Consider the following 12,435-nt stretch of genomic DNA (forward strand, 5'->3'; position numbering starts at 1 on the left):
AATAAGCTTATTTATCAGTCACGATAAAAAAGCCAGGTTCTGCTGTCTTAAAGATAACATAACCATCAACACCCTCATCAGCAGGCTCCATCATTACCAAGTCTGGCATCGCAACAGTAGTCACACTGTTTAAACTCCAGTTAGCCATGACCACATTGATACTGTTCAGATCAGTTTTAGAGCCTTTGTAAGGCACTTTAACAAACATCGCAGCACCATTGTATGTGGTGACCTGTTTTTTAGCACTATCACGTACATCGAATGAATACACAGCTGAGCGTAGTTGCCCATACCCACGTGCATCACTAATACCTTGTGCTGCCGACTCCGCACCTATCACCACACCTAACGCACCACGATAAGTAGGGAATAAAATATTATTAACAGTATTACCGTCGATAACAGCCGTCATATTTCTTAGGTTTTGATTACCTTTATTCGCCTGGAATACAAACGAATTCGGGCTCACCAAGTCTGCCGCCATCAAAGCGCTTAAATCAGAACTTGAAGTTGCAAGGAACTCCTCAGTATTCACTTTTTTGAATTCTGAAATAACTTCAGTCGCACTGGAGTTTTTCAATATAGTCATAAACGGATCAACTTTGGTTTCAAACAAAATATCTTCGACATTTTGTGTTACGTCGCCATTGTCTGCTACTTTCATATAAGCTAGATCCAGAATGTAATGACCTTCTGCGACTAAGCGTGCATCAGGAATCGTTCTGATTGTTTTCTCATTCGCTTTACCCATAATACCAAAAGGTGAAACTAATGCGCTAAACGCACCACTCTGCTTACGCTCATGACATTCTTCACACTGAACAGCATCTGGAGAAGGACGAGTATTATGAGAAATAATATACTCATTTGACTCGGTTAAGACTTCTGCTGTATCAGGATCAGTAAATCCTTTTTTACGTAATAGGCTATCGTATGCTGATTTTAAAGCCATAAAGGACTCGTAAGTTTCTGGCTTACCATATCTAAGGCCATGACGACCTTCGCTAGCAGACACTTTACCTAGTGATTCCCCACTAATAGGATCTGTGATAGAGCCAAAAAGGTTGCCATCAGCATCTGTCCCTTTTTCAAATACAGAACTAAGCTCGGAACTAACGATAACACGACCGCTGGTTTTATCTTTCCAGTAGCTACGAACTCTTGGATTATAAGGAACCATTGTTGACATGCCATTTTCAGCGATTCTATAACGGAATAGAATCTGAAGTGGCTTGCCTCTGCTTATCTTGCCGTTAATATGACATGCTTGACAAGACACGATATCAAAGTGAGTTTGTGTCACCTGTGTCAGGCTATCTTTACTATAACCTGCCATATCGCCATTACCTTTCCATAGCTCGATATGTGCTGCCAACAAGGTGTCATGGCCTGATGGAATAATAGGCGTCTTGGCTTTAATATGGCAATCTTCACAGGATTTGGCATTCGGTGCATAATCCAGATCGTTGCGCACGTCCATATCTGAATTTCCTTTAGGAAAGTCATGGTTGGCATCTAAATCTACATTTAATAATGGAGATTTAAAGTACTGCTTAGAGTGACAACTATTACAGTTTTCTATATCACGTGTCTGGCCATTATCATCTGTGTAGGTTTTACCTTTATGCACATCGTCCTGATAATCATCTACTAATGTACCATCGGCAGAACTTTCACCAGCACCTTCCAAGGTTGCTGAAGCAGCTTCACCAAAACCATAAAATCCACGACGCGAGTTACTGGTTCTATGACATTCCATGCAGTTTTCATTGGCTGGAAAGCGTATCATAGGAATAGTGGTTCTACCATTTCCGTCAAATGCTTCAGGATTCCAGTTAAAAACAGGCATTCCGTTTTCATCTAATGTATGTCCTAGTGTCGGTTCACCACCACCATGCTGAGAATGTTCACCACCTTGCATAGATCTAGCAATTGTCATGATGTTTTTGCCATCCTTATCGACAACATTTTCAATAAGACCTGATGCAGCCTGACGGAAAAATCCAGCTGTGGTAAACGCCTGCCTGGCTCTTCTAGGCGTTAGCATTTTTTCCAGGCCACTATCTTCAGGTGTTTTTAGTGTATTGAAATCTACATGACAAAAAAGACAATCCGCTTCACCCACACCACTTTTTTTCCAGTCCCACAAGACAAATGTTTCTTCACCGGTGACGCTATCAATTTCACGCTCATAATAATCACCATCTAAAGGCTTAATGTCAGCAATCTTTTTCTCGTCGTAACGAATGCCTTCACGATCCTTCTCTGCCCAGCCACCACCAGTATGACAGCTCATACAAGCTTTAACCCAGCCAGCGGACCCTAAGTCTGCAAAATTTTCTGGATCAGTATTGACCTTTTTAGCTAAAACACGCTGTGTGTCGCCACCCATACAAGTATAGCCACCGTAATACCCCGGTGATACTAAATGAGGCATGCCACGTTTAGCACCGTAGTCATCGCTGGATTCATCCCGGCCCATTTCAAAATGGTAGGCATGTGTAATGGCGTCATAATCATGACAACCGCTACCTTCACAGCTTTTTTTCGGGCTATACGGATTATTAGACTCTAGAACATGGTTACCTTGTTCATCTAATAAAGGTATAGGTGGATGATTTACCGGCTTGTCAAACGCGTTGATTACGGCATGACTGCTAGAAAACATGAAAAGCATAAATAAACAGCTCAGACTACTGAGCCATTTATGCCTCCCACAGGATTTTATATAATTCATAGGTGTTTCCCTCTATCAAAAGTAGTTTTTTATTATTAAGTAGTAGTATGCGTTGACCCATTTCAACAAATTCATACACAAAAAATAACAAAAGCAATAATCATGCCCATATCATATAAAACTAAAATTATACTTTTTTCACATCCATAACGACTATTAAACCTAACCTTTATTGTCTGAATTTACTTATAACACTAGCTTTGCTAGTTGTTGTTTTATAAAGGTATGATTTTAAATTTTTAACCGATTTTTTGTCACCCGATTATCTTTACTTACAAAATATAAAAATTATTTTTTATATTTTTCAACTCTTTTTAATAGCTGAATTGTAAAGATTTAACTTTCTTCTAACACCAACTCTAAGTTAAATACCAATACAAAAACTGCTATATAACAATGTTTAATTTATGCCATTACACCGTATATAGTAAGGTAATCTGCCGCTTACAACTCAATTTTTCATTTGAGCTATGAGCAAAATACTGTTACATTCTTAAGATGTGGATTTAAAAAAATATTAAATTCTGTCTATTCTTTTCATAAAGGAAAACAACCATGTCTGACTTCAAAAAATACCAGTGCTCTGTTTGCGACCATATTTATGATGAAGCACTAGGAGACCCCGATAGTGGTATAGATCCAGGTACCTTGTGGGACGATATCCCCGACTACTGGGTGTGCCCGGAGTGCGGTGCAGAAAAAGGTGATTTTGTATTAATGCCATAACTCCCGTTAAGGAATAATCATGCGTATAGTAATCATTGGTTCCGGGATAGCCGGCATCACTTTTGCCGAAAAATTTCGCGCTTTGAATCTGGCTGCGGAAATAATTCTTTTAACCAAAGAAACCGATGGTTACTATTCCCGCCCTATTCTTTCGCATGGCTTTAGTAAGCAGGATATCGAAAAAACAATTATTATGAAAACCTTTGCACAACTTGAGCAAAACGGTATTCATATCAATGCGGGTGTAGAGGTGATTACCATAGATCGCGAGCAGCAATCTGTTAGCTTTAACAACGGCTCGGGTATAGAGAAACTGGATTATGATCAATTGGTTCTGGCGCAGGGATCTGCTGCATTTATCCCCCCGCCTTTTCTAGCATTCCGCAAGCAGTTTTATGTGTTTAATAGTCTGACTGATTTAAAAGTATTACGTAAGCTTCGTCAGTCTTTTATTGATCAAGGAAAATCGACTGACTGGGCGATTATCGGCGGTGGCTTAATTGGTTGTGAACTGGCCTCTGATTTAAATGCTGCGGGTGATCAGGTCACGGTTTACCATGCGATGGACAGGCTGATGGAACGGCAATTAGTCGCTGAAGATTCGGCACTGTTATTAAATCACTTTGAAGCACTTGGTGTCGATATACGACTGGATCAAGCTGTACAAGGATTTGAGCAACAGGCCGGCAAAACTAAAGTACTCGTTGCAAACACTAGCGAAAATAGCGACCATCATGCCGTTATCATTTCCTGCGGTTTTAAACCCCGGACTGATTTAGCGCAAGATTCTGGTTTAGCTACCGGGCGAGGTATTACTGTCAATGATTTTTTACAGACTTCGGATGAAAATATCTATGCGCTAGGTGATGTTGCCCAGTTACCCAATGAAAATATCTATGCCTTTATCATGCCTATTCGCAGTCAGGCCTTATGGCTAGCGGCGCACCTAAATGGTGATAACACTGAACCCTGGTCACCCCCGATATTTAAGCCTAAGGCGAAAATACACGGCTTTACTGCAGAACATGCCTATATTTTCTAACCCGCAAAACTCCAGCTTTGCAGTACCTGATAATGAACACCCTCAGCTGTACTACAAGACTCAATCAAACAAAACGAATCTGCCTGCCATTGTATCGGCAATACCTTTATATCTATTAACTTTTGTGCTTTTCTGGCCAGAGTAATATGGGGTTTATAAGCTCTCTCTTCGATGTGCATAGCGCATTGCTCAGCTAACTGATTTAATGCATCAACTAATAACCCTAACTGCGGATCATATTGCGCTGTTGTTAAGCACAAAACCTTTGCTTTGCGCCAAAATTCAAGCTGATCTAGTGTTAATACGAAGGGTTGAACTCTAATGCTATCTGCCTTTTTCCTAAGCAAGATTTCAGTTATCGCACATGTATTACCCAAAAAAAGTAACGTAATATGCAGATTATCTGCTTTTAACTTCCTTAATCCATTTTGTGCAATGGATTGATTAAAACTATTAAGCTGCTTTCTAGTCTCGTCACTCGGCCATAAGGCAAAAAATAATCTTTTCACAGTTTCCTCATTTCACTGTAGGGCGTGGCTTTAGCCCGCCAATACTCAATGTCATATTTATGGCGGGCTAAAGCCGCGCCCTACGGTGTGTTCTAGATGGATGAATTTTTACTAAGCCGGCTTTCAATGTCCACTACCACTTGGCGCATTTTGAGAATCGAATCAGGATTTAGCGAGATTGAACTAATACCATTTTCCACCAGAAATTCTGTAATTTCCGGATAATCTGAGGGTGCCTGACCACAAATCCCTATATATTTGTCTGCTTTTTTACAGGCATCAATCGCTAGCTTTAACATCCGTTTCACAGCTTCGTTACGCTCATCGAATATATGGGCCACTAAAGTACTATCTCGATCTACCCCTAAAGTAAGCTGAGTTAAATCGTTCGAACCTATACTATAACCATCAAACACTTTTAAAAATTCTTCAGCGAAGATCACATTACTGGGAATTTCGCACATGGCGTAGATCTCTAGGTCATTCTGTCCTTGAACCAACCCCATTTCATTCATGATAGCAATTACCCGGCGACCTTCATCAGGAGTTCTGACAAAAGGGATCATCAATTTAACATTGCTCAGACCCATCTCATCACGCACTTTTTTAAGCGCAATACATTCCCATTTGAACGCTTCTTTATACGCATCAGAATAATATCGACTCGCTCCTCGAAAGCCTATCATGGGGTTTTCTTCATCCGTTTCATAGGCTTCACCGCCCAGCATATGTTTATATTCATTGGTTTTAAAATCACTGGTACGAACTATCACCGGTTTGGGGTAAAAAGCGGCAGCAATCATACCGATTCCTGCGGATAATTTATCCATAAAGAAATGCTTTGGATCGAAAAATCCTTGCATCAACTGCTGGATCTTTTCACTACCTTTGACATACTTCCCCTTATGCATATCATAGAGCGCCATAGGGTGCGCCTGAATATGGTTATTAATGATAAATTCCATACGCGCCAGCCCCACGCCCTGATTAGGAATAGCTGCTAAACTCAATGCTTGCTCTGGGTTCCCAACATTCATAAACAACTTTGTTTTGGGCTCTTGTAGATTCTGCAAGTCTATAGATTCAATCTCGAAATCAATCACTCCCTGATAAACATTCCCCTTTTCACCTTCCGCACAGCAGACTGTTACTTCCACGCCATCTTGCAACACATCCATCGCGTTTGACGTACCGACGATAGTACTAACACCTATTTCTCGCGCCACAATAGCAGCATGACAAGTACGCCCACCTTTATTTGTGACGACAGCTGCCGCTTTTTTCATTAACGGCTCCCAGTTAGGATCGGTAATATCAGTGACCAAGACTTCACCCGCATTAAACCTGCAGGCTTCACTTAAGTCGTGAATAATTTTCACCACTCCCACGCCAATTTTCTCGCCTATAGCCAGGCCGCTTATTAGAGCTGTTCTGTTATTAGTATCTTCTTTAAGCGTATATTTTTTTATAGCCACAGATTGCTTGCTGTGTAAGCGTCTGGAATGAACCGTCTCTGGCCGTGCCTGAACTATATAGAACTCTCCCTGACTGGTATCTTTTGCCCACTCTATATCCATAGCAGTCGCATAATGCTCTTCGATAATGAGCGCATTACGTGCCAGCGTTACGACCTCTTCATCGTTCAGCGAAAAGCGTGCTCTTTCATTCAAAGTAGTCGAAACATTCAGGGTCTTGAGTTTATCGTCATAAATCATCTTCATCTCTTTAGAACCTAACTGACGTTTGATAATCGCCGACTTATTCGCTTTTAAAGAAGGTTTGAAGACAAAAAATTCATCTGGATTAACCCGTCCTCCGACTATATTTTCACCCAGGCCGAAAATAGCATTAATCATGATCACATTAGCATTACCACTTTGCGTATCCAGGGTAAACATCACCCCACTGCTCGCCTGATCACTACGTACCATCTTCTGAATCCCGACACATAGCGCAACCTGCCGATAATCAAAACCACGACTGTGTCGATAGCTGATCGCCCGATCGGTAAATAGCGAGGCAAAACACTTTCTGACATGGATCAATAAGGACAGCTCACCACGAATATTTAAAAAACTCTCCTGTTGTCCCGCAAAGCTCGCATCTGGAAGGTCTTCAGCCGTAGCGGAAGAACGTACAGCAACATCAATATTACTTTCCTTATAACTAGCAGAAAGCTGTTTGTACGCTTCAGTAATTTCAGTTACCAGCTCTGTTGGCAGCGGCTCATTCAGAATCATTTCTCGCAGGGCTTTACCACAGGATTGCAGCTGAGCCACATCTTCAATATTCAGGTCACTCATTTGCGCATCAATACGTTGGGCAAGATTATTCTGAGCGAGTAACAATTCGTATGCATCTCGTGTGGTTGAAAAGCCATTGGGAATTTTCAATCCTAGCTGAGTCAAATTCTGATACATTTCTCCCAGACTAGCGTTTTTTCCACCGACCAATCCAACATCATTCATACCAACTGAGTCAAAAAATCTAATGTAACCTAAATCCTGCAAGCATTATACATAATAATCCACAAAACTCCTTATTAAACAATGATATAATATCATTTTCCTGATTTCACTATCTCATTGTTTTAATGAAGCCCTCTAAAGTATCAAAATCCTCATCTCACGTAAGAAACCGTACCCGAACGGTAAAAATGACATCTACAGCACATGGATTGACAAGCCAGGCGGGACTGATTCCCGTCGTGAAATATTTAGACAGGATAGGTTTTGAAAAAACCGTAAAACAAAGCGTTCCACATCGGCGGGGTGAAAATGCAGACCATCACTTATCTGATGTGGTTCTATTGACGTTGGTTGGCATGATGGGGGGAGCAACATCAATGGCAAAGGTGACGACCGTATGGGCAGATAGCGTACTGCGCAAAGTAGCTGGCTGGATAAAGATTCCTGTTGAAACCACAATTTTACGGATCTTTAAAGAAGTAAGTGATAGGCAGATAAGCCAGTTTGAAACGCTCACGCATACTTTGCGTGGTCAACACTGGCGGCGATTGCTTCGTTCCGGAAAATCGAAAACTGGCATACAATCCGTCCAGTGGGTCGATGTCGATTCAACTGTGGACACCGTTTGTGGTCGACAAGAAGGAAGTGCCAAAGGCTTCAACCCCAAAAAGAAAGGTGCCCGTTCATACCATCCACAACTCGCTTTTCTAGCGGAAACAAAAGAAATTTTACAAGCCTGGTTCCGGACAGGCAATGCCTTTACAAGCAATGGTGTTGTAGAATTTACCAAACAGTTACTTGCACACTTGCCCAATCGGATGCGCATTATTTTTCGCGGTGACAGTGGTTATTTTGTCGGTGATTTGCTTGAATTTCTCGATACCAGAGGGCATGGGTATCTAATAAAGGTTAAACTTAAGAATTTGAACGCATTGCTGGCCAAACAGGCCTGGACAGCCATACAAGGCCGACCCGGTTGGGAGCAGAGCGAGTTTCAATATCGTTGTGGTGGCTGGTCTCGCTCTCGTCAGTTTGTCGCGGTCAGGATAAAGCAACCTAAACAAGTGACAGGACCTCAGTCCGAGCTTTGGGATACGGCAGAATATGACTATTTTTGTTATGTAACAACTGAACCTCTATCGCCTTGGCAAACACATAAGAAGTATGGTGAACGAGCGACGTGCGAAACATGGATTGAAGAAGCAAAATCACAAATGGGTTTAGGTAAAATCAGAACGAATCAATTTCTGGCTAATGCCGCATTATTTCATTGCGCCGTTCTTGCCTACAATACCGTGCGCTGGATGGCTCAATTGAGTGGCAACAAAACGTTGTGCCAATGGGAGCCGGATACACTTCGTACTTATCTGATTCGGGTGGCTGGAAAATTACTCACAGGCAATAATCAGCTGAGAGTCAGAACACCTGCAGATCCGCTCTATCCACAGGAATGGGATGATTGGGTTAAGGTGGGGTTACTCGCTTAACATTAACCGAAGTTAAGTCACTTTGATTAAAAGGTCATGGCACGTTGGCAGGGTGTTTATTGCCTTGGGCTCGGGGGATATCCATACGATACAAAAAATTTCCTCTATTTATGATTTAAATCTGGATATTTTGATCGGTTGGACAAAGAGGGCTGGCAAAGCGGCAGTAAAAACCTAATAACCACTTAGCTAGACAGGTTAATGAGAGTCAAAATATGGGCTTGCAGGATTTAGGTGTAATTCATAACCTCCACCCCCTAAAGAATACTTAATTTGAGCATACCAATAAAAACACAGCTTTTCTAGCCTTATTCACACAAAAATTAAATGGGATTATAAAATACCCTGCATAATATAGGTTTATTTAACTACTTTATCCTGTAGCGGCTTGGTTTAACAACGCTACGTTTTACTGCATACCCGCCTGAACCCTCAATGCTGTTGACTTAAGCCCTCTCTTGCTGGAGAGGGTTGGGTGAGGAGAATAAAATCATGCATTGATAATCCCCTCATCCCAGCCTTCTCCCTCTGGAGAAGGCGTTTATTCTTAAGTCAACAGCATTGGCCTGAACCCTGTGCACGGATAGCAGTTAACGCTACCTCGTTGTCAGCAGTAGACATCATGTGAAAAATTTCTAATTCCCGAACTTTAAGCCTGAAATTAAAGGCACAAAGGGTCGCTGGCGGGATATCCTGCAAAACATACGTCATAAAAGTACCTGATTACGTACAACTCTCAGCCATAGTAGGATAAAGCTTGAAACATTAGTATGTTAAAAACCTCGTCACTCCCGAAGTCCTTTTATCCTAGAAAAATCAGTTGGCGCGGAATTATAGTGCAAGATTTTGGTTTCACAGTGCTTTCAAAAAATCTTAGATTCACCCGTAGGTTAATCGGGTATTTTTTGGAAGTGCTGTGGAATCAATAGCTTGCGATAGAATCCGTGAGCAACTGATTTTTCTAGGTTTATCGGGAACCCATGCTTCTCCGGCTAGATTCCTGCTTAAAGCATGCAGGAATGACAACGTATAGCTGAGGGTTATGGGCAATCAGGTAAAAGTATGAACAATATGCTACTGAAGAATTAGGTAGCGATTGCGCTCGATGGCTAACAACCTCAGCTAAACAGTGCCTGTTCAATAATGGATAAGGCCTGTCTCATATGTTCAAAACTATGTGAGCCACCCTGATAAGTCTGAATATTTGCTTTATCTTTATATTTCACTACAGTGTTCGCAGAGTCGATTAATTCATCAGCCATATCCAGTAAAATGGTTCTATCTATAACCTGGCGGCTATTGTTAAGCTCTTGTTCATATTCTGCATATTGCTCACAGTGTTCCAGCTCCCATTGGTAAGGCTGTCCTGTTTCATAGTTTTCTGTTACACCGATAAACTGGGTTAATAACTCGTTTGGGGCTATCGCGGGGTTAATCATAAATGCCTTACAGCCGGTTTTCATTGCCAGATATTCACTGGCAAACCCGCCCATAGACGAACCCATAAAAGAAACATCACAGGATTGATCCAAAAATTGATTCCACTGTAATAGCATATCTTCTACGATGCCTTCAAAATCCCTGTAATCAACATTTGGGCTATAAAAATAGATATCTTTTTGCAAACAAAATTCCTGCATAATCTGCAGCTTCTCTTTGCTGATAAGCAAGTTGTCGTGTAAATCCAAAGATGCAGAATTGAATCCGTGTAAGTAAATAATTGCTTTTTTCATGGTCATTTGCTTTTCCAATATAGTTGTAGAGCGCGGCTGCAGAGACTGTGAAAGTATTATTCTGTTAGCCTCCCCCTTGAGAAGGGGGATTGAGGGGCAATGCTGTTGACTTATAAGCCTTCTCTTGCATACAAGGGTTGGGTGAGGAGAATAAAATCATACATTTATAATCCCCTCATCCCAACCTTCTCCCTCTGGAGAAGGAGCTTATTATTAAGTCAACAGCATTGCCCCTAGCCCCTCCTTGATAAGGAGCGTGATATTGATGAATACTTTCACAGCCGCTTCAGCCCGCAAACACATGAAGAGTTTTAATTCCTTAAATGCCCCTTTCCATAAACGACCCATTTGTACGTCGTTAGCTCCTCAGGGCCAACTGGGCCACGCGCATGCAGCTTATCCGTACTAATACCGATAACCGCTCCTAATCCATAATCACCACCACCTGATAGCCTGGTAGAAGCATTTACTAATACCGATGCAGAATCAACCTGCTGCTCAAATTCTTGCGCCATTTGCAGACTTTGAGTGACAATTCCATCAGTATGCCCTGAGCCATAATGATTGATATGCTCAATTGCCTCTGCTATCCCATTAACAACCTTTATAGACAGCACTGGAGCCAAATATTCAGTATTCCAGTCCTCTTCTGTTGCCAGGGCAACCTCCGGCAATATTCGTTGTGTCACTTCGCACCCGCGTAGCTCGATATTATTTAAGTTAAATGCCGACAGCAACAATGGCAAAATCTGTTCGGCACACAGGTTATCGACTAATAATGTTTCCAGTGCATTACAAACCTGAATACTTTGACATTTTGAGTTAATCGCTAGATCAACGGCTTGTACAGGATCGGCATCTGCTGCTATATACAGATGACAGATACCATCATAATGTTTAATCACCGGAATTCGGGTTCCCTCCGCAATTCGCTTTATCAGACCTTTGCCTCCACGAGGGATCAACACATCCACATATTCGTCCATTTTAAGTAGCTCGCCAACAGCTGCATGGCCTGGCGTACGAATTATCTGAATCGCATACTCTGGTAAACCAGCATCAATAGCGCCTTTAATCATGGCATCAGCCAAAAAACTGTTAGTTTGCAGCGCTTCGGATCCACCCCTCAATATAATTGCATTACCGCTTTTTATACAGACGCCCGCAGCATCCGTTGTTACATTCGGCCGCGATTCATAAATTATGCCCACAACACCCAACGGTACTGATTTTTTGTAGACTTGCAGCCCCTCTGGGTTGGTATGTCCTTGCAGCACACGATTTAATGGATCAGGCTGTTGCGCTACTTTTCTCAACCTGGACAACATAGTCTCAAACACTTTGTCATTAATAGTCAAACGCTTAGTCATCGCAAGCGATTGCCCACCCTGTTGGGCTTGCGCGACTTCCTGTGCATTAATTTCCAGCAACTGAACTTTAACCGCCTCTAGCGATTCTGCCATCCGCACAAGAGCAAGATTACGTACGGACTCGGGTGTCGCTGCTAACTGACGAGCTGCCAGACTACTTTGTTTAGCGATAGCCTGAATAGTGCTGGTTCTCATATAATGTCTTCTACTATTTTAAACTCATCCAACGCGGCTTGCAGTTGTTCGACAATCTCTTGAGCTAGTATTTCAGGTGCAGGTAAATTTTCAGTATCTTCTAGTGATTCATCTTTTAACCAGAAAACATCCAGATTAGCTTTATCACGTGCTATTAATTCATCGTAA

General features: G+C 41.8%; 8 protein-coding genes. 3 read left to right on the top strand and 5 right to left on the bottom strand.

The features are described 5' to 3' along the window. Positions 1 to 7: 7 nt before the first annotated feature. Entirely contained in the window at positions 8 to 2,737 is a 2,730-nt protein-coding gene (locus ACQY3F_RS10560) for a cytochrome C (RefSeq protein ID WP_428354808.1), read from the bottom strand. Between the two features lie 555 nt (positions 2,738 to 3,292). Here ACQY3F_RS10560 and ACQY3F_RS10565 point away from each other — a divergent pair. Together ACQY3F_RS10565 and ACQY3F_RS10570 are read left to right on the top strand one after the other, a co-directional pair. Continuing rightward, on the top strand, positions 3,293 to 3,463 hold the full coding sequence (locus ACQY3F_RS10565; RefSeq protein ID WP_428354809.1) for a rubredoxin: 171 nt from the start codon (positions 3,293 to 3,295) through the stop codon (positions 3,461 to 3,463). Between the two features lie 19 nt (positions 3,464 to 3,482). Next, on the top strand, positions 3,483 to 4,505 hold the full coding sequence (locus ACQY3F_RS10570; RefSeq protein WP_428354810.1) for an NAD(P)/FAD-dependent oxidoreductase: 1,023 nt from the start codon (positions 3,483 to 3,485) through the stop codon (positions 4,503 to 4,505). Here ACQY3F_RS10570 and thpR read toward each other — a convergent pair. After that, the gene (gene thpR / locus ACQY3F_RS10575; protein ID WP_428354812.1) at positions 4,502 to 5,014 is read right to left on the bottom strand and encodes an RNA 2',3'-cyclic phosphodiesterase; all 513 of its coding nucleotides are present in this window, start codon (positions 5,012 to 5,014) and stop codon (positions 4,502 to 4,504) included. The genes ACQY3F_RS10570 and thpR overlap by 4 nt on opposite strands. Before the next feature lie 92 nt (positions 5,015 to 5,106). Next, positions 5,107 to 7,524, bottom strand: coding sequence for a phosphoenolpyruvate synthase (ppsA, locus tag ACQY3F_RS10580; RefSeq protein WP_428354813.1), 2,418 nt, complete (start codon positions 7,522 to 7,524; stop codon positions 5,107 to 5,109). Positions 7,525 to 7,607: 83 nt separating this feature from the next. Here ppsA and ACQY3F_RS10585 point away from each other — a divergent pair, with 83 nt between their 5' ends. Continuing rightward, positions 7,608 to 8,969 (top strand): IS1380 family transposase, encoded by a 1,362-nt coding sequence (locus ACQY3F_RS10585; RefSeq protein WP_428352972.1) that lies wholly within the window; start codon positions 7,608 to 7,610, stop codon positions 8,967 to 8,969. 1,118 nt (positions 8,970 to 10,087) lie between these two features. Here ACQY3F_RS10585 and ACQY3F_RS10590 read toward each other — a convergent pair. Together ACQY3F_RS10590 and ACQY3F_RS10595 are read right to left on the bottom strand one after the other, a co-directional pair. Next, positions 10,088 to 10,702: a YqiA/YcfP family alpha/beta fold hydrolase gene (locus ACQY3F_RS10590; protein ID WP_428354814.1), complete on the bottom strand. Its 615-nt coding sequence runs from the start codon at positions 10,700 to 10,702 to the stop codon at positions 10,088 to 10,090. 311 nt (positions 10,703 to 11,013) lie between these two features. Continuing rightward, positions 11,014 to 12,267, bottom strand: coding sequence for a glutamate-5-semialdehyde dehydrogenase (locus ACQY3F_RS10595; RefSeq protein WP_428354815.1), 1,254 nt, complete (start codon positions 12,265 to 12,267; stop codon positions 11,014 to 11,016). Positions 12,268 to 12,435: the final 168 nt, after the last annotated feature.

The sequence above is a fragment of the Methyloprofundus sp. genome, assembly GCF_965251085.1.
GTDB lineage: Bacteria > Pseudomonadota > Gammaproteobacteria > Methylococcales > Methylomonadaceae > Methyloprofundus.

What these genes read in the sequence shown, in the direction of transcription:
- ACQY3F_RS10560 (WP_428354808.1), bottom strand. Translation starts at nt 2,737, where the DNA reads ATGAATTATATAAAATCCTGTGGGAGGCATAAATGGCTCAGTAGTCTG.
- ACQY3F_RS10585 (WP_428352972.1), top strand. Translation starts at nt 7,608, where the DNA reads ATGAAGCCCTCTAAAGTATCAAAATCCTCATCTCACGTAAGAAACCGT.
- ACQY3F_RS10565 (WP_428354809.1), top strand. Translation starts at nt 3,293, where the DNA reads ATGTCTGACTTCAAAAAATACCAGTGCTCTGTTTGCGACCATATTTAT.
- ACQY3F_RS10570 (WP_428354810.1), top strand. Translation starts at nt 3,483, where the DNA reads ATGCGTATAGTAATCATTGGTTCCGGGATAGCCGGCATCACTTTTGCC.
- ACQY3F_RS10590 (WP_428354814.1), bottom strand. Translation starts at nt 10,702, where the DNA reads ATGAAAAAAGCAATTATTTACTTACACGGATTCAATTCTGCATCTTTG.
- ACQY3F_RS10595 (WP_428354815.1), bottom strand. Translation starts at nt 12,267, where the DNA reads ATGAGAACCAGCACTATTCAGGCTATCGCTAAACAAAGTAGTCTGGCA.